General features: G+C 62.2%; 16 protein-coding genes. 11 read left to right on the top strand and 5 right to left on the bottom strand.

The genetic code is table 11. The annotated features are described in order from the left end of the window. Positions 1-86 precede the first annotated feature (86 nt). The 11 genes from FD715_RS08885 to arsJ all read left to right on the top strand — a co-directional run bounded on the left by FD715_RS08885 (position 87) and on the right by arsJ (position 12187). Entirely contained in the window at positions 87-1082 is a 996-nt protein-coding gene (locus FD715_RS08885) for a carbohydrate ABC transporter permease (RefSeq protein ID WP_147108348.1), read from the top strand. 1 nt (position 1083) lies between these two features. Further along, positions 1084-1932 (top strand): carbohydrate ABC transporter permease, encoded by an 849-nt coding sequence (locus FD715_RS08880; protein WP_147108345.1) that lies wholly within the window; start codon positions 1084-1086, stop codon positions 1930-1932. Continuing rightward, positions 1929-4013 carry an alpha-galactosidase gene (locus FD715_RS08875; protein ID WP_147108343.1) on the top strand — a complete coding sequence of 695 codons (2085 nt, stop codon included), beginning with the start codon at positions 1929-1931 and terminating at the stop codon, positions 4011-4013. The genes FD715_RS08880 and FD715_RS08875 overlap by 4 nt, the downstream gene beginning before the upstream one ends. A gap of 22 nt (positions 4014-4035) precedes the next feature. Continuing rightward, positions 4036-4806, top strand: coding sequence for an SDR family NAD(P)-dependent oxidoreductase (locus tag FD715_RS08870; protein WP_147108340.1), 771 nt, complete (start codon positions 4036-4038; stop codon positions 4804-4806). Continuing rightward, positions 4806-5696 carry a 2-dehydro-3-deoxygalactonokinase gene (locus FD715_RS08865; RefSeq protein ID WP_147108338.1) on the top strand — a complete coding sequence of 297 codons (891 nt, stop codon included), beginning with the start codon at positions 4806-4808 and terminating at the stop codon, positions 5694-5696. The genes FD715_RS08870 and FD715_RS08865 overlap by 1 nt, the downstream gene beginning before the upstream one ends. Further along, complete coding sequence (locus tag FD715_RS08860) at positions 5693-6295, top strand: 2-dehydro-3-deoxy-6-phosphogalactonate aldolase (protein WP_147108336.1); 603 nt, start codon at positions 5693-5695, stop codon at positions 6293-6295. Before FD715_RS08865 ends, FD715_RS08860 begins: the two co-directional genes overlap by 4 nt. Then, positions 6295-7128 (top strand): SMP-30/gluconolactonase/LRE family protein, encoded by an 834-nt coding sequence (locus FD715_RS08855; RefSeq protein WP_370455373.1) that lies wholly within the window; start codon positions 6295-6297, stop codon positions 7126-7128. The genes FD715_RS08860 and FD715_RS08855 overlap by 1 nt, the downstream gene beginning before the upstream one ends. Then, entirely contained in the window at positions 7125-9041 is a 1917-nt protein-coding gene (locus FD715_RS08850) for a beta-galactosidase (RefSeq protein ID WP_147108330.1), read from the top strand. Before FD715_RS08855 ends, FD715_RS08850 begins: the two co-directional genes overlap by 4 nt. 66 nt (positions 9042-9107) lie before the next feature. Then, the gene (locus tag FD715_RS08845) at positions 9108-9935 is read left to right on the top strand and encodes a helix-turn-helix domain-containing protein (protein WP_147108327.1); all 828 of its coding nucleotides are present in this window, start codon (positions 9108-9110) and stop codon (positions 9933-9935) included. Then, positions 9936-10928 carry an ArsJ-associated glyceraldehyde-3-phosphate dehydrogenase gene (locus tag FD715_RS08840; protein ID WP_147108324.1) on the top strand — a complete coding sequence of 331 codons (993 nt, stop codon included), beginning with the start codon at positions 9936-9938 and terminating at the stop codon, positions 10926-10928. Then, a complete protein-coding gene (gene arsJ / locus FD715_RS08835; protein ID WP_147108321.1) occupies positions 10925-12187 on the top strand; it encodes an organoarsenical effux MFS transporter ArsJ in 1263 nt (420 codons plus the stop codon). The genes FD715_RS08840 and arsJ overlap by 4 nt, the downstream gene beginning before the upstream one ends. Here the strand turns inward: arsJ and FD715_RS08830 are convergent. The 5 genes from FD715_RS08830 to FD715_RS08810 form a co-directional block, all read right to left on the bottom strand. Next, positions 12156-12902 (bottom strand): hydroxypyruvate isomerase family protein, encoded by a 747-nt coding sequence (locus FD715_RS08830; RefSeq protein WP_147108318.1) that lies wholly within the window; start codon positions 12900-12902, stop codon positions 12156-12158. The two genes, arsJ and FD715_RS08830, sit on opposite strands and share 32 nt — an antisense overlap. Continuing rightward, on the bottom strand, positions 12899-13798 hold the full coding sequence (ltnD, locus tag FD715_RS08825; protein WP_147108315.1) for an L-threonate dehydrogenase: 900 nt from the start codon (positions 13796-13798) through the stop codon (positions 12899-12901). The genes FD715_RS08830 and ltnD overlap by 4 nt, the downstream gene beginning before the upstream one ends. A 95-nt stretch (positions 13799-13893) precedes the next feature. Then, positions 13894-16074 carry a xanthine dehydrogenase family protein molybdopterin-binding subunit gene (locus FD715_RS08820; RefSeq protein WP_147108313.1) on the bottom strand — a complete coding sequence of 727 codons (2181 nt, stop codon included), beginning with the start codon at positions 16072-16074 and terminating at the stop codon, positions 13894-13896. Positions 16075-16076: 2 nt separating this feature from the next. Next, on the bottom strand, positions 16077-16541 hold the full coding sequence (locus tag FD715_RS08815; RefSeq protein ID WP_147108310.1) for a (2Fe-2S)-binding protein: 465 nt from the start codon (positions 16539-16541) through the stop codon (positions 16077-16079). Between the two features lie 189 nt (positions 16542-16730). Beyond that, positions 16731-17237, bottom strand: a complete 507-nt coding sequence (locus FD715_RS08810; protein WP_147108306.1) for a hypothetical protein — start codon at positions 17235-17237, stop codon at positions 16731-16733. Between the last annotated feature and the right edge of the window lie 46 nt (positions 17238-17283).

Genomic DNA, 17283 nt, shown 5'->3' with positions numbered 1-17283 from the left:
GATTAATCCCAAAAAAATCTGCTGTGCTTTCAAAAGGTTCTGGCTGTCCCCGCGGGGACACCTGCCCTCAGACCAGGAGGACGCCCATGGCAGATGCCGTTGTCACAGATACCCGAACCCGGACCGAGCCGGGATTTTTCAGGCGCAACAAGCTGGCCATCGCCCCGTGGATCTTCCTGATCCCGGCGCTGATCTTCTTCGCGATCTACGTTGTCATCCCGATCTTCGAATCCCTCTGGCTCAGCCTCTACCAGTGGAACGGCCTTTATGATGCCGAGGGCAACTCGACCGCTGTTTGGGTCGGCTTCGAAAACTACGCAAGGCTCTGGGGCGATCCCAATTTCTGGACCTCCCTGCGCAACAACATCGCGTGGCTGGTCCTCTACATGCTGGCCGTCCCCGCGGGGCTGTTCATCGCGCTGTTCCTGAACCAGACAGTGACGGGGATGCGCTTCTACAAGTCGATGTTCTTCTTCCCCTTCGTGATCTCCCAAGTGGTCGTGGGCCTCATCTTCGGCTGGTTCTACAACCCTGATTTCGGCGTGGTCGGCACGGTCTGGAAGGCGATCTTCTGCGAGGAAACCACCAACATCCTCGGCAACACGACCTTCCGCTGCGAACGCCCCGTGCCTGACATCCTGTCGAGCGAACAATGGGCCACCTACGGGATCATCGCCGCCGGTCTGTGGCCCCAGATTGCGTATTGCATGATCCTTTATCTCACAGGTCTCAACAACGTGGCCGCAGACCAAATCGAGGCTGCGCGCCTCGACGGTGCCAAGGGCTGGAAGATGCTGTGGTATGTGGTTGTGCCGCAACTCAAGCCCGCGACCTTCATTGCCGTGGTGGTCACCGTGATCGGCGCCCTTCGGTCCTTCGACATGATCGCGATCATGACGCAGGGCGGGCCATTTGGCTCCACCAACGTGCTGTCGCACTACATGTTCGAGGTGGCGATTTCCGAATATGGCGAGCGGTATGGTTATGGGTCATCCATTGCGACCGTGCTGTTCGGCATCATGCTCATCTTCATCAGCTACTTCCTGTGGCGCATGTACCAGGACGAGAAGGGAGGGCGCTGAGATGTTTCCACGTCCCATCGAAAAATCCGGCGCCACGGCCAAAGCGGCTTACCAGGCGTTCCTACCCATTGCCCTCATCATGTGGCTGCTGCCCTTGCTCGCCATTTTCCTCACGTCGATCCGGTCGGCGGCGGACATCAACTCGGGCAACGTCTTTGGCTGGCCATCGGAGTTTGCGCTTATCGAGAACTACGCCGCTGTCTTCACCCAGTCCGCTGCGGCGCAGTACATGCTCAATTCGGTGCTGATTACCGTGCCCAGCGTTGTCATCTCCGTGGCCCTTGCGTGCCTCGCCGGATACGCGCTTGCCATCTACCGCTTCCGGGTCGCGCTGCCGCTGTTCTTCCTGTTCGTGGCAGGCAACTTCATCCCGTTCCAGATCCTCATGGTGCCCGTGCGCGACATGTCGGTGCAGACAGGCCTCTATGACACGATCGCCGGGCAGTTTCTGTTCCACGCAGCATTCCAGACCGGGTTCTGCACGCTCTTCATGCGCAACTTCATCAAGGCCTTACCCTTTGATCTGGTGGAGTCCGCGCGGATCGAAGGCGTCGCAGAGTGGCGCATCTTCTGGTACGTCGTTCTGCCCCTCGTGCGCCCGGCCATCGCGGCGCTCGCGGTGCTGATCTTCACCTTTGTCTGGAACGACTTTTTTTGGGCCAACGTGCTGACCCAAGGCGAAAGCGCCAAGCCGATCACGGCGGGGGTGCGGGCGCTCAACGGGCAGTTCGTGAACAACTGGCACCTCGTGTCGGCGGCGTCCTTGCTGGCCGCTATTCCACCCGTCGTGTGTTTCTTCCTGATGCAACGGCACTTCATTGCCGGTCTGACCTTGGGGGCTGTAAAGTGATACGATGTTGGCGCCTCGATGACGGGCGTCAGACTTTGGTCCTCGGCTCCGACAGGGGCCGGTTGGCGGAGGTTGTCTATTGGGGACCGCGCCTGCCGGACGAAGAAGATCTGACGACGCTTTATGAGGCCTATACCCTCGATGTGACGGGCGGGATGCTCGATGCAAATCCCGAACTCAGCATCTGCCCGGAGGCGACTCGGTCCTTTCCTGGGCAGCCAGGTCTGATCATTCGGCACGGTGACGGGACGCCGTTCCTGCCCAAGTTCTGCCTTGAGCGGTCCGACCTGGCCGAGAACGTGCTGATCCTGACCTATATGGACGAGGACCGCGTGCTGACCTACCGCGCGCGCTTTGCGATCGACCCGGACACGCACATGATCGAGGCGAGCGCCGAGTTGGACGCGCTGGAGCCGATGCACCTGCACTGGCTGTCGGCTCCGGTCTTTCCCGCGCCGCAACTGGCCGACGAGATGATCGACTTTGCAGGCCGCTGGTGTGGTGAGTTCCAGATGAACCGCACGCCTTGGTCGCCCGGCATTCGCTACCGCGAGAACCGGACCGGGCGTACGGGGCATGAGCATTTTCCGGGGCTGATCGTGCCGGTTCAGGGGGCGTCGAACGCCTCGGGCCATGCTTATGCCTTTCATTACGGGTGGTCCGGTGGGCACCGTATGGTGGCCGAGGAATTACCGGACGGGCGGCGGCAGATCCAGTTTGGACATGCGGCGCGGGTCGAGGGATCGGCGCAGAAGCGGTTTGCAACGGGCAAGCTCTATGCCGTGTTCTCGGATGATGGTCTGAACGGCTGCGCGGTGGCGTTCCAGCGGCATCTGCGGGATCGGATCGTGACTTTCCCGCGCCCGGATGCGCCGCGGCCCGTGCACTACAATTGCTGGGAAGCCGTCTATTTCGACCACAATCTGGATGAGTTGAAGGACATCGCGGAGCGTGCCGCCAAGCTGGGGGCGGAGCGGTTTGTTCTGGATGATGGCTGGTTCGGCAATCGCGATGATGACACGCAGGCCCTGAGCGATTGGGAGGTTGATCCGCGGAAATATCCGGATGGGCTGACCCCGCTGATTGATCACGTGAAGTCGCTGGGCATGACCTTCGGCATCTGGTTCGAGCCGGAGATGATCAACCAGAACTCCGACATCTTCCGCGCCCATCCCGATTGGGCTTTGGGGGGTGAGGACCAGATCATGGGGCGTCAGCAGATGGCGCTCAACATGGCGCTGCCTGCCGTGCAGTCGTTCCTGTTTGAACGCATCAGCGACATTCTGGGCCGCCATGACATCGAATATGTGAAGTGGGACCACAACCGCGTGCTGCCGATGCCCGATGCCGCACAGACGCGCGGGTCTTACACGCTGCTCGACCGGTTGCGGCAGAGGTTCCCGGATGTGGAGATTGAAAGTTGCGCCTCGGGTGGGGGTCGGATCGATTTCGGGATCATGGAGCGGACGCAGCGTGTGTGGCTGAGCGACTCGAACGACGCCGTTGAGCGGCTGCGCATTCAGCACAACGCGTCGATCTTTTTGCCTATGGCGGTGACGGGCAGTCATGTGGGTCCGCGGACATGTCATACGTCCGGCCGAACGCTCGACATCCGGTTTCGGGTTTGGGTGGCCGCGCAGCGCCACATGGGCTTCGAGATGGACCCGCGTGAGTTGACCGATGAAGAAGCCCAAGTGCTGACCGACGTGACTGGCTGGTGGAAGCACAACCGCGACTGGATGTATGGCGCCGATATTCTGCGTCTGGACAGCGCCGACCCTGCCGTCTTTGCCGAGCAGCATCTGGAGCTTGGCGGGGGCCAGTTTGTTGTCTTTGCGGGCAAGGCGGCGACGAGTGATCAGATCGCGCCGCGCCCCCTGCGTCTGACGCGCCTGACACCCGATGCCAAGTACCGCGTGGAGCTGATCAATCGTGAGGATGCGAGCCATTTGTCGCGCGGCCAGAACGCGCTGAAGACCGGCCCTATCGTGGTGAGCGGGGCCTATTTGATGTACCATGGCCTGACGCTGCCATGGAGTTTCCCGGAACGGATGTGGGTGATCAAAGGCGATCTCGCCTAAGCCCCGAGAAGGACATGATGCCATGAAAGAAACAGCCACATTTCACGATCTGAAGGGCGCATCGGTGTTCATCACCGGGGGTGGCTCGGGCATTGGCGCGTCGCTGACGGACGGGTTCATGGATCAGGGTGCGCAGGTTGCTTTTGTCGGGCGGTCGGACGCGACGGCGTTCTGTGACGAGATGGAGGCCAAGCACGGCGTGCGTCCGCTCTTCATGCAGTGCGACATCACGGATACGGCGCATTTGAAGGCGTGCATTGATCAGGCGGCGGAGGCGCATGGGCCGGTCACGACGCTGGTGAACAACGCAGCCAATGACAAACGCCATGCGACGATGGATGTGGATGAAGAGCTGTGGGACTGGATGATCGCCATCAACCTCAAGGCCTATTTCTTTGCTTGTCAGGCGGTCATTCCTGGCATGCAGGCTGCGGGTGGCGGGTCGATCATCAACTTTTCCTCCATCAGCTACATGATGGGGAATGCGGGCTATCCGATTTATACGGGGTCGAATAGTGGCATCAACGGGATGACCCGGTCGCTGGCGCGCGAATTTGGGCCGGACAAGATCCGGGTGAATGCGCTGGCCCCTGGTTGGGTGTTGACGCAGAAGCAGTTGGACCAGTGGGCCACGCCCGAGGGGTTGGCGGCACATATGGAGCGGCAGTGCCTGAAGGACCATCTGGAGCCGGATGATATTGTTGGGGCCACGCTGTTTCTCGCCTCGGGGACAAGTCGGATGATGACAGGGCAATCGGTGGTCGTCGATGGCGGCGTTGTGGTGACTGGCTGATGGGGGATGTGGCCTGGATCGCTGTGGATTGGGGGACGTCGCATGTGCGCGCATGGTTGATGCGCGCCGATGGCACGGTTGTGGATCGGCGGTCGTCGGCGCGGGGCATGGGCGCGTTGGAGCGGTCCGGGTTTGAGCCTGCGTTGCGGGAACTCATTGGCGATGCCTTGCCTGCGCCGGTGCTGGCCTGCGGTATGGTCGGGTCGCGGCAGGGCTGGGCGGAGGCGCCCTATGCTGCCGTGCCTTGTGCCCCGCCTGCCGCGGCGGAGGCCGTGCGGGTGGCGGGTACTGATCTCGATGTGCGCATTCTGCCCGGTGTGAAGCAGGTGAAGCCTGCGGATGTGATGCGCGGGGAAGAAACGCAGATAGCGGGGTTCCTTGCCACGTCGCCGGGCTTTGATGGTGTGATCTGCCTGCCGGGGACGCATACCAAGTGGGCGCATGTGAGCGCGGGCGAGATTGTGAGTTTCCGCACGGCGATGACGGGTGAGATGTTTGCACTTTTGTCGGAGCGGTCGGTGCTGCGCCATTCCATGGGCGACGGCTGGGATGCCGAGAGCTTTGCGGCGGGGGTTGATCAGTCCTTGTCCCGGCCCGAGGGGCTGGCGGCGGCGCTGTTTTCCTTGCGGGCGGAGGGGTTGTTGCACGGATTGTCCGGTAATGCCGCGCGGGCGCGGTTGTCGGGGCTGTTGGTTGGGGCGGAACTGGCGTCAATGCGGCCCTATTGGTTGGGTCAGCAGGTTGCTTTGATCGGGGCTGAGGCGTTGTCGCAGGCCTATGCCGATGCGCTGAAGACCCAAGGTGTGCCGACGCAGATGGCCGGTGCGGAAGAGATGACATTGGCGGGCCTGACCGCCGCCTACACACAGATTTACGGAGAGGCCGCATGAGCCGAGAGATCATTGCCATTCTGCGCGGCATCACCCCGGACGAGGCTGTGCCGGTGGCCGATGCACTGGTCGATGCGGGGATCACCCGGATCGAGGTGCCGCTGAACTCGCCTGATCCCTTTGATAGCATTGGGAAAATGCTGGAGGCGCACGCGGATCATGCGATGATCGGGGCGGGCACCGTGTTGGATGTGCGGGACGTGGAGCGCCTGCACGAGATGGGTGCGCATATGGTGGTGTCGCCGGATGCAAATGCCCTTGTCATTGTGGCGACGAAACAGGCGGGGATGATGTCTTTTCCCGGTGTGATGACGCCGACGGAATGCTTTGCGGCGCTTCAGGCGGGGGCCGATGGGCTGAAGCTGTTTCCGGCGTCCCTGTTGGGCGTTGAGGGGCTGAAAGCTATTGGTGCGGTGCTGCCTGCGGGGACCAAGACCTATGCCGTGGGCGGTGTCGGGTCTGCGAACTTTGCCGAATGGTTCGCTGCTGGCATCACCGGGTTTGGCATCGGCTCGGCTCTCTACAAGCCAGGCATGTCCGTGCCCGATGTTGCCAGCCGTGCGGCGGATATGGTGGCAGCTTACGACGCGGGCGCGTAGTGCAGGTTTTCGATGATACGCCGTGTCAATTGGGAGAGGGGCCCATGTGGCATCCGGAGCGGGGCGAACTGTTCTGGTTCGACATTCTGGGCAAGCGCATGTTTTCGCGCGGGGCGCAGCGGCGGGAGTGGGAGTTTGACGAGCATGTCTCGGCCTGCGGCTGGGTGGATCGGGACACGCTGTTGATGGCGTCGGCCTCGGGGCTGTGGCGGTTCGACATTCCGACAGGAGACAGGGAGCTAGTGACGGCGCTTGAAGCGGACAATCCGGTCACGCGCTCGAATGACGGGCGGGCGGATCCGCAGGGCGGGTTCTGGATTGGGACCATGGGTTTGGATGCTGAGCCGTATGCCGGGGCGATCTATCGCTTGTACAAGGGCGAGTTACGCAGGCTGTTTGATCGGATCACCATCTCGAACGCGATCTCGTTTGCTCCGGACGGCACTCGGGCCCATTTTGCGGATACATTTTCACAGCAAATTCAGAGTGTTGAGTTGGATGATGAAGGCTGGCCCGCAGGTGAGCCGCAGGTGTTTGTTGATCTGAAGCCTGAGGGTTTGAACCCGGATGGAGCGGTTATCGATGCCGATGGTAACCTTTGGAATGCGCAGTGGGGCGTCGGTCGTGTGGCGTGTTACGGCCCGGACGGGACGTTCTTGCGCGCGGTTGACGTCCCGGTCAGCCAATCAAGCTGCCCGGCCTTTGGCGGGCCGGATGCGACAACGCTTTTCGTTACCACCGCAGCAGTCGGGCTGGACGAGGCGGAGGGAGGGAAAACCTTTTACGGGCCTGCGGGCGTGGCAGGCCAGCGTGAACATCGGGTGATCCTATGAAGCGAACACTTGGGGTCTGCTATTACCCCGAACACTGGCCCGAAGCGCAATGGGCCGAGGACGCCCGGCGCATGGCCGATCTGGGCCTGACCTGGGTGCGGATTGGCGAATTTGCGTGGAAGCGGATGGAGCCGCGCGAGGGCGAATACGACTGGAGCTGGCTGGACCGGGCGATCGAGACGCTGGGGGCTGCCGGGCTGAAGGTTGTGCTGGGCACGCCCACGGCGACGCCGCCCAAATGGGTCTGCAAAAAGCATCCGGATATGTTTGCCGTCGATGAGAACGGGCATGTGCGCGGCTATGGTTCGCGTCGTCACTATTGCTTCTCGCATCAGGGATTTCTGGGGGAAAGCCGCAAGATCGTGCGGGCCGTGGCCGAACGTTATGGTCGCAATCCCCATGTGGCCGCATGGCAGACCGACAACGAGTATGGCTGTCACGACACGGTGCTCAGCTATTCGGACGCGGCAAGGACGCGGTTTCAGGAGTGGTTGCGCGGGCAGTTCCCGGGGCAGGGCAATCACGGAGACATCGACGCGCTGAACGCGGCCTGGGGCAATGTGTTCTGGTCGATGGACTATGATGATTTTGACGAGGTTGGATTGCCCAACCTGACGGTAACTGAACCAAACCCGGCGCATGCGCATGCTTTTCGGCGGTTTGCGTCGGACGAAGTGGTGGCGTTCAACCGTGCGCAGGTCGAGATCATCCGGCAGTTCTCGGACGCGCCGATTGCCCACAACTACATGGGCCGCGTGACCGAGTTCGACCATTTCAAGGTGGGCGACGATCTGGAGATCGCGTCGTGGGACAGCTATCCGCTGGGCTTTCTGGAGGACCGTGTGGGCGCCGATGCGGCGCACCAACGCGCCTACGCTCGGCAAGGCGATCCGGATTTTCAGGCCTTTCACCATGATCTGTATCGCGCCGTCGGCAAGGGCCGGTGGTGGATCATGGAGCAGCAACCGGGGCCAGTGAACTGGGCGCCCTACAACCCGTCGCCACTGCCCGGCATGGTGCGTCTGTGGTCGTGGGAGGCGTTTGCCCATGGGGCGGAGGCGGTATGCTACTTCCGCTGGCGGCAGGCCCCCTTTGCGCAGGAGCAGATGCACGCGGGCCTTCTGCGCCCTGACTCGGTCGAGGCCGAAGCCTTCGGTGAGGCAGCAGAGGTGATGGCCGAGTTGGCCGATGCACCGGACGTGTCGCCCGCTCAAGCGCCGGTCGCGATTGTGTTCGACTACGATGCCGATTGGGCGTGGTCGGTGCAGCCGCATGGGGAAGGGCTCAGCTATTTTGGGCTTGTCTTTGACTGGTACCGCGCGTGCCGCAAGCTGGGGCTGTCGGTCGATATCCTGCCGCCCGGCACGCGGGACTTTGCGGGGTATGCTTTGGTTTTGGTGCCGGGCGTGATGCACATGCCCGATGACTTGAAGGCGGCCTTGCAAACCGCTGATGCAGAGGTGGTTTTAGGGCCGCGTACCGGCGCACGGGATGCCGATTTCAACATCCCTGTGCCGTTGCCGCCTGCGTGGCCTGGAAGTGATCTGACCGTGTCGCGCGTCCAGTCAATGCGCCCCGATCTGCCGGTGCCCGTGCACGGGGGCGGGTACGTCTCGCGCTATCTCGAGCAGCTTGAGGGCGGGGGTGAGGTGGTTCTGGCCACGGATGAGGGCGCGCCTTTGGCCGTGCGTTGCGCGCCGCATGTCACCTATGTCGGCGGCTGGGGCGATGATGCCGTGCATATGCGTCTGATCGAGACGCTGGCGACTGATCTGGGGACTGAGCGGATGCCTGAGGGCGTGCGGCGTCGTGACACCGGGGTCGAGCGGTTCTGGTTTAATTACTCGGATCGGCCTGTGAAGGTGGACGGGCAGGAGCTGCGCGCCGCGGGTGTCTTGCGGAAGATGCGGTAGGCGCGTTGCGCCTCGTCGGGTGCTCTGTCATATATATTTCATAAAATCATGAAATAGACGTGCATCATGCTGCTGGACCAACTTTCAACCCTTAGCCATCCCGAACGGATGCGTGTGTTTCGCCTGCTGATGCGGCGCTGTCCGGATGCCGTTCCGGCAGGCGAGGTGGCAGATGTGTTGGGGTTCAAGCCATCGACAACGTCCGTCTATCTGTCGGCTCTCCAGAAGGTGGGGTTGATCGGTCAGACGCGCGTGGGCACGTCGCTGCGCTATGCAGTGGATTTGCACGGCGCGCGAGAGATGGTGGCGCAGCTGTTTCTGGACTGTTGCAATGGCCGACCGGACCTGTGCCCGCCTGCAATGGTCGATCCCAGCACAAGGATTGAATCCATGTCTGACCAAAAGCACGATGTTCTGTTCATCTGTACCGGCAATTCGGCCAGGTCGATCTTTGCCGAGGCGATCATGCGCAGCGAGGCGAGCGAACGGTTCAATGTATTTTCCGCGGGCACCAAGCCGTCATCTGAACTGAACCCCTTTGCGGTGGAGATGCTGCAGCAGAAGGGGATCGACACCAGCGATCTGCGCGCCAAGAACGTGGCGGAATTTCAGGGCGATGACGCGCCGCATCTGGATTTCGTGTTCACGGTCTGCGATCTGGCCGCGAACGAAGAGTGCGCCCCGTGGGAGGGGCAACCAATCAGCGCCCATTGGGGCCTGCCGGACCCGGTCAAGGCCGAGGGAACAGATGCTGAAAAGCGACTGGCCTTTCAACAGACCTATGGCGCGATGCGCAACCGTATTCTCGCTTTTGCCAATCTGCCGCTCCACACGCTAAGCCGCGCATCCCTGCAACAAGAGGTCGATGAGATCGGCCGGACCAAGGAAGACTGAATGACCACCTATGCACTGAACGGCCTGGGCCGCATCGGGAAACTCGCGCTCAAGCCGTTGTTGGAGCGCGGCTGCGAGATCGCCTTTGTTAACGATGCTGTCGGCGATCCCGCGATGCACGCCCATCTGCTGGAGTTTGACACCGTGCACGGACGGTGGGATGCGGTTTTTGCTGCAGATGACGAGAGCATCACGATTGACGGGACACGGATCCCTGCGCTGTCGGTGGGGAGCATTGAGCAGCTGCCGTTGGACGGGGTGGATGTGGTCATCGACTGCACGGGCGCGTTCAAGACCGAAGTGACGCTCTCCCCGTATTTCGCCGCCGGGGTAAAGAAGGTTGTGGTGTCGGCACCGGTCAAAGACGGGGGTGCGGCGAACATCGTCTATGGTGTGAACAATGAGGCCTATACCGGGCAGTCGATTGTGACGGCGGCTTCCTGCACAACCAATTGCCTCGCGCCGGTGGTGAAGGTGATCCACGAGGGGTTGGGTATCCGGCATGGGATGATCACGACGATCCACGATGTGACCAACACGCAGACTATCGTGGACCGCCCGGCCAAGGACTGGCGGCGTGCGCGGTCGGCGTTGAATTCGCTGATCCCGACGACCACCGGATCGGCCACGGCGATCACGCTGATTTACCCCGAATTGGCGGGCAAGCTGAACGGGCACGCGGTGCGGGTGCCGCTGCTCAATGCGTCGCTGACGGATTGTGTGTTCGAGGTGGATCGCGCGACCACCGTGGACGAAGTGAACGCGCTGTTTGAAGCCGCGGCTGAGGGTCCGCTCAAGGGTATTCTCGGCTATGAAACCCGGCCTTTGGTGTCGACGGATTACACCAACGATCCGCGGTCAAGCATTGTGGATGCGCCCTCGACCATGGTCGTGAACGGGACGCAGGTAAAGGTCTATGCCTGGTATGACAACGAGTGGGGCTATGCCCACCGGCTGGTCGATGTGGCGCAGATGGTGGGCGCCAGCCTGTGAGCCGACCGGACGGCTTTGCTGCATATGTCGCTGTGACGGCGGCCTATTGGGCGTTCATGCTGACCGATGGGGCGTTGCGCATGTTGGTGCTTTTGCACTTCAACACGCTGGGCTTTTCGCCGGTGCAGTTGGCCTATCTCTTTGTTCTTTATGAAATTGCTGGGGTTGTCACGAACCTGAGCGCGGGGTGGATCGCGGCGCGGTTTGGGCTGACCTCGACCTTGTATGTGGGCCTTGGACTGCAGGTCGTCGCGTTGCTGGCACTGGCGCAGCTTGACCCGGCGTGGTCTGTCGCGGCGTCGGTTGTGTTCGTGATGGCGGTGCAGGGGCTGTCGGGTGTGGCCAAGGATCTGGCCAAGATGTCGTCAAAATCGGCGGTGAAGCTGCTGGCGCCAGCCGAAGGTGATGGGCTGTTCCGCTGGGTGGCGTTGCTGACCGGGTCGAAGAATGCGGTGAAGGGTTTTGGCTTTCTTGTTGGGGCAGGGGCGCTGGCGCTGTTCGGGTTCGTGCCGTCCGTTTTGGGCATGGCGGCGGTTCTTGCTCTGATCCTGTTGGTTGTTCTGCTGCGCATGCCTGCCGGTCTGCCTGCGGGGCGCAAGGACGCGAAATTCAAAGAGGTGTTTTCGAAGAACCCGCGCGTCAATTGGCTGAGTGCAGCGCGCGTTTTCCTGTTCGGCGCCCGCGACGTGTGGTTCGTAGTCGGCATCCCGATCTATTTCTATTCGGTGCTGAGCGACGGGAGTCCGGAGGGGCAGCGCGCGGCGTTTTTCATGATCGGGATTTTCATGGCCGTTTGGGTCATTCTGTATGGTGCCGTGCAGGCCAAGGCCCCTGTTATGCTTGGCAGTGCGCGACGATCAGAGGCTGATATGTCGAGCGCTGCGCGCTTCTGGGTCGGGACACTGTTTTTTGTTCCGACGGTGCTGGCTTTTGCCGTTTGGGTGGTGGGGGCACCGACGTTCTGGCTGACCGGGTTCATTGTGCTTGGACTGCTGGTGTTTGGTGTGCTGTTCGCCATCAACTCGTCGCTGCATTCCTATCTGATCCTCGCCTTTACAGATGCCAAGCGGGTCACGATGGATGTTGGGTTTTACTACATGGCAAATGCGGCCGGCCGGCTGATCGGCACCGTGCTATCGGGCTTGACCTACCAGCTGGGCGGGGTGCCACTTTGTCTTGCGACAGCGGCGGTGATGATCCTGCTGAGTTGGCTTTCGATTGGCCGCATCAACGAAAGCGCTGCATCCAGCCCAGCGTAGCGTCGGTGTCGCCACCGGGTTTGTATTCCGCACCCAAAGGGGCGGGCCAGTCGGTGAGGGCGTCGAAGATGGTGGCATAGTCCAGCTCTCCGTGATCCGGCGCGCCACGGTCGGGGACGGAGGCGAATTGGATGTGACCGATGATGTCGTTGAGGTCGGTGAGGCGGGTGAGGATGTCGCCCTCGGTCCGGCCAACGTGATAGCAGTCGAACATCAGCTTGAGGTTGGGGGCGGCGACCTCGGTGATGATGTCGCGAGCCTGGTCCGTTGTTTGCAGGAAATAGCCGGGGGCATCGTGCCGGTTCAGCGGTTCGATCAGGATCGATCGGCTTGTGGCGTCGCTGGCGTAGCGCAGGTTGTCGATGAACGTCGTGTGGGCTTCAGCGCCGCTCGCGAAACCGCACATGACGTGGATTGCGCCTGCGTCCACGATGTCGGCGTAGCCGATGGCTTGGTCGATGGTGTCGCGTGCGTCTGCAACACGGTCCGGCAAGGCGGCGAGGCCATTTTCGCCTGCGCTTACATCTCCGCGTGAGGTGTTGAGGCCGAGCATCGGCAGGCCTATGGCATCAAGTGCTGCGCGCACGTCTTCGGCAGGGGTGTCATACGGCCAGTGGCATTCGACTGCGTCGAAGCCTGCCGCCTTGGCCGCGTGGATGGCGTCGGGCAGGGGGCGGTCATTCCAGAGAAAGCCGAGATTGGCGGAGAACTTCATATGTCCTCTCCGGGCAGCGTCAGACCTGCATTGCGGGCATAGACCTTTGCTACTGCTGCGTCGTCTTCGGCGCCCAGTCCCATGCCTGCGGCAGCGATGAATTGTTGCAGGGCGGCAGCGGTGATGGGGGCCGAGAAGCTGGCGGATTTGGCGATGTCGAGGACGATGCCCAGATCCTTGGGCCAGATGTTGACGGAGGAGTGAGGCGTGTAATCGCCTGCCACAATATGCGGGGCGCGGTTTTCGAGCATCCAGCTGCTGCCTGCGCATTTCGCGATCACGTTGAGGAATTGCTCCGGCGCGACGCCTTGGGTCATGCCAAAGGTGAGTGCTTCGGCCATTGTTGCGATGTGGACACCGGCGAGCAGTTGGTTGACGGCCTTCATGGCAGAGCCGGGGCCTGCGTGGTCGCCCAGTTCAAAAACGGTTTCGGCCATGGCGTCGAGGGCATGGCGGGCTGCGGCGAAGGCCTCGGGCGTGCCTGCGGCCATAATTGACAGCGCGCCTTGGGCCGCTTTGATCGACCCACCGGAGATGGGTGCGTCGAGGTAGTGGACGCCGTGGGTCTTGCAGCGCGCTTCCATGTCGCGGGCGAAGTCGGGTGGCACCGTTGCGCAGGCCATGACCACCGCGCCGGGTTTGAGGTGGGGAACGACGCCTGCGTCGCCGAACAGAACGGCTTCGGTTTGGGCGGCGTTCAAGACGACCACGACCACCGTGTCGAGGTTTGGCGCGACGTCTGCTAATGTGCCCGGAGCCCCGCCTTCCTCGCGGAAGCGCTCTATCTGGTCCGGATTGATGTCGAAACCGTGCGTAACATGTCCTGCGGCCAGACAGGATTGCGCCATCCCGTAGCCCATGGAGCCAAGACCGATGACAGCGGTTGTGGTGGGCATAAGGCTCTCCTGTGCTTTGATGTTTGCGCCATCATGGGCATCGTGGACCAAAGGGCAAGAGAGGGTGCCCCGGCGCTGATGCCGGGGCGATGGGTTCAGACGAAAAAGACGCCGTTGTCGTCCATTGGCAGCGATGCAACCCGCAGGTCGCTGGCGGCTGCGATGGCGTTGGCCAGCGCAGGGGCCGCGGGTGGCGTGCCCGGTTCACCCACGCCGGTGGGCGCTTCGGCAGAGGGGACGATATGCACTTCGATCGCGCCAATGTCGCTGATACGCAGCGGCTCGTAATCGGGGAAGTTGAATTGGTCCACGACCCCGCCCGTCAGCGTGATCTGGTCGCGCATGTTGTGCCCGATGCCGTAGCCGATCCCGCCCTCCATCTGCGATTTGATGATCTCGGGGTTCACAGGGATTCCACAATCGACGGCACAGGTGATCTTTTCGATCCTGATGCCGTCCTCCGGCGTGCCGGAGATTTCAACAACCTCGGCCACGTAGGAGTTGAAGGATTTGTGGACCGCGATCCCCTGGCTTCGACCTTCGGGGGCGTTGCCCCAATTGGCCTTTTCGGCGGCCAGTCGCAGGACACCGGCCTTGCGTGTCTGGTCCGCGCCGTCGCCGGTCAGGTAGGCAAGGCGGAACTCCACCGGGTCGATGCCTGCAGCCTTCGCTGCCATGTCCATCATCACCTCCATCACATAGGCCGTGTGGGTGTGACCGACCGCGCGCCACCAGAGGGTGCTGGTCGCCTTTGGTGTGTCCGTCAGGCCAAAGGAGGCGGTGGGGATCTGGTAGGGGCTGTCGAACGTCCCTTCGACCGACGCAAAGTCGATGCCGTTTTGGACCAGCATCGCCTCGAACGGCGTGCCCTTGAGAATCGACTGGCCTGCGATGCGATGTTCCCAACCGACGATGGTGCCGGACGCGTCAAGGCCCACGCGGACCTTGTGGCCCATGGCCGGGCGGTACTGGCCCGAGCGCAGGTCATCTTCGCGCGACCAGACCAGGTGCACAGGGCGCGACCGGTCTGTCAGGGAAAACGCCATCGCGGCTTCCATCTGGTAGTCGGCCTGCGGTGTCGCGCGCCGCCCGAACGAGCCACCGGCGAGGACTGTGTTGATCTGCACGTTCTCGAACGGGATGCCAAAGAATTCCGCAATAGCCCCGTGCGGGATGGTGGGGAACTGGCAGCCGTCATGCAGCAGGATAACGCCTTCGGCCGTTTCTTCGATCGTGCAATTCAGCGGCTCCATCGGGGCGTGGGCGAGGAGGGGGAAGTAAAAGGTTTCCTCGATCACCGTGTCGGCGCCGTCCACTGCCGCGCGCACCGCTTCAACGTCTGCTTCGTTGACGTTGTAGGTGGGCTCTGCGTCGAGGGCGGTGCGGATTTCCGCCTCGATATCCGATGAACTGCGGGTTTCGGCGTTCGACGTGTCCCATTCGACCGAGATGGCGTTGCGCGCCTGCATAGCAGCCCATGTGGTTTCTGCGAAGACGGCGACACCTGCTGCGTTGGGCAGGATTTGCGCGTCGATGAAGCCGGTGATGTCAGTTGCTCCGCTCGCATCCACGCTGACGGCAGTTGCGCGTTGCTGTTCCGGGCGGGCGATCATGGCGATCATCTGATTTGGGCGCACGATGTCCATGGCGAACATGGCGGTGCCGTTGCCTTTGGCCTCACCATCAAGGCGGCGCACATCGGTCTTGCCGATGAGGCGGAACTCGGACGGGTCCTTGAGCGGCGGGTCCGCAGGCGCGTCAAGCCGGGCAGCGGCTGCGACAAACTCGCCCAGCGGGGCGGAGTTGCCCGCACCTGAAATCACGCCGTCTTGCAGCGTCAACGCGGAGGCTTCGGTACCCCATGACTGTGCTGCGGCTTGCAGCAGCATTTCGCGCGCTGCGGCACCGGCCTGGCGGTACTGCGTGAACGAGTTGGCCATTGCAGTTGAGCCACCTGTGCCCTGCATCGGACCGAAGAGGGTGTTGTTGTAGACCTGCGGATCAGACGGCGCAAAGTCGTAGCCGATCTGGTCCATGCTCAGCCCCATCTCTTCCGCGATGAGGGTGGCGAGGCCCGTCGAGGGACCTTGGCCCATCTCGAAATGCTTGACGATGGCGGTGACGGACCCGTCGCTGCCGATCTGGACGAACGGGTTCAGCATCGCGGGCGAGCCGGAGGCCGCAAGCGCCCCGTCGGGACGCACGCCAATGACGAGGACGGCACCTGCAGCGGCGGCGCTTTTGAGGAAACCACGGCGGGATGTGTTGATGGTCATGATCACGCCTCCAGAATTTCAGCGGCGCGCTGGATGCCCGCACGGATACGTTGATAGGTCGCGCAGCGGCAGGCGTTGCCCCACATGTAGTCGTCGATTTCCTGCGGCGATGGCTTTGGGTTCTCGGCCAAGAGACCGACGGCCGACATGATCTGCCCGGATTGGCAGTAGCCGCATTGCACCACGTCCATCTCGATCCATGCCTGCTGGACGGCGGCGCCGATTTCGTTCTCGCTCATGGCCTCGATCGTGGTGATCTCGGCTCCTTCCACGTCTTCGATATATGTCTGGCAGGACCTTACCGGTTCACCGTTCAGGTGGACAGTGCACGCGCCGCATGAGGCGACCCCGCAGCCGAATTTCGTGCCCGTCATTTTCAATTCATCGCGAATGACCCACAGCAGCGGTGTGCCGGGCTCCGCTTCGACCGTTTGGTCCTGACCGTTCAGTTTTAGTGAAATTGCCATGCCTACTCTCCCTGATGGATGTCGGTACAAGATGAGATAGGGGCGGGAGCGGGCGCTGCCACCATGTATGGTTGAAAAGTGATGGCGTGCTGGTCGCGCGGCGCGCAGCCTTTCGGTGCGTGAGCTCGGCAATGCATCAAAGGGGAGGTTTCGGATGCGCGTTCTTTAGAACGTTGGTTTCATCGCCAGTTAGGCCGCCCCTTGTGCCGCTTGGTTGGACATGGCCGACGCAAATGCGCCCAGCCTTGTCTCCATCTCTTCGGTGTTTTCGATGTGGTTGGGGATCGTCACGGATCCGGCAAGCGGACGGCGCAAGACGGCTTCGCACGCGGTTATACTGGACTGTTGCTCTTTCTTGCGACCACAGGTGAGCAAGACGCCGACCGGGATGTCCGACTGGGCCAATTCCTTGAGAACACTGCGCATCGGTGCCGCGGGCAGGTCGGCCCAAACCGGTCCGGCCACAACGATCCATGGGCGCGCCGCCGGAAGTATGTTGCCGGTTTTCAGCGGCGGCGCATTCTTGCGCCCTGCGTCCCAGATCGCGCGTATGATCCAGAACATGGGCACCCGGTAGCGGGTCACGTCGACCGCCATCACCTCGGCCCCTGTGTGCTTGGCGAGGTTCCAGGCGGCATGTCGGCTGTGGCCGCCCTTGGAAAAGCAGTAGATGGCTGGCGGTGTCTTGGCAGGCATGGGTTCGGCTCCGTCTGCCAACTGCTTAGCGTGCCCGCCGCTTTTG

The organism is Tateyamaria sp. syn59 (genome assembly GCF_007995245.1).
GTDB lineage: Bacteria > Pseudomonadota > Alphaproteobacteria > Rhodobacterales > Rhodobacteraceae > Tateyamaria.
Note: the sequence above shows the minus strand (reverse complement) of the source record. Positions and strands in the feature narration are given on the sequence as shown.

Excerpts from the sequence above, each read along its gene's own strand:
- FD715_RS08850 (WP_147108330.1), top strand. The coding sequence starts at position 7,125 with ATGAAGCGAACACTTGGGGTCTGCTATTACCCCGAACACTGGCCCGAA.
- ltnD (WP_147108315.1), bottom strand. The coding sequence starts at position 13,798 with ATGCCCACCACAACCGCTGTCATCGGTCTTGGCTCCATGGGCTACGGG.
- FD715_RS08870 (WP_147108340.1), top strand. The coding sequence starts at position 4,036 with ATGAAAGAAACAGCCACATTTCACGATCTGAAGGGCGCATCGGTGTTC.
- FD715_RS08815 (WP_147108310.1), bottom strand. The coding sequence starts at position 16,541 with ATGGCAATTTCACTAAAACTGAACGGTCAGGACCAAACGGTCGAAGCG.
- FD715_RS08840 (WP_147108324.1), top strand. The coding sequence starts at position 9,936 with ATGACCACCTATGCACTGAACGGCCTGGGCCGCATCGGGAAACTCGCG.
- FD715_RS08885 (WP_147108348.1), top strand. The coding sequence starts at position 87 with ATGGCAGATGCCGTTGTCACAGATACCCGAACCCGGACCGAGCCGGGA.
- FD715_RS08845 (WP_147108327.1), top strand. The coding sequence starts at position 9,108 with ATGCTGCTGGACCAACTTTCAACCCTTAGCCATCCCGAACGGATGCGT.
- FD715_RS08865 (WP_147108338.1), top strand. The coding sequence starts at position 4,806 with ATGGGGGATGTGGCCTGGATCGCTGTGGATTGGGGGACGTCGCATGTG.
- FD715_RS08830 (WP_147108318.1), bottom strand. The coding sequence starts at position 12,902 with ATGAAGTTCTCCGCCAATCTCGGCTTTCTCTGGAATGACCGCCCCCTG.
- FD715_RS08860 (WP_147108336.1), top strand. The coding sequence starts at position 5,693 with ATGAGCCGAGAGATCATTGCCATTCTGCGCGGCATCACCCCGGACGAG.
- FD715_RS08810 (WP_147108306.1), bottom strand. The coding sequence starts at position 17,237 with ATGCCTGCCAAGACACCGCCAGCCATCTACTGCTTTTCCAAGGGCGGC.
- FD715_RS08880 (WP_147108345.1), top strand. The coding sequence starts at position 1,084 with ATGTTTCCACGTCCCATCGAAAAATCCGGCGCCACGGCCAAAGCGGCT.
- FD715_RS08820 (WP_147108313.1), bottom strand. The coding sequence starts at position 16,074 with ATGACCATCAACACATCCCGCCGTGGTTTCCTCAAAAGCGCCGCCGCT.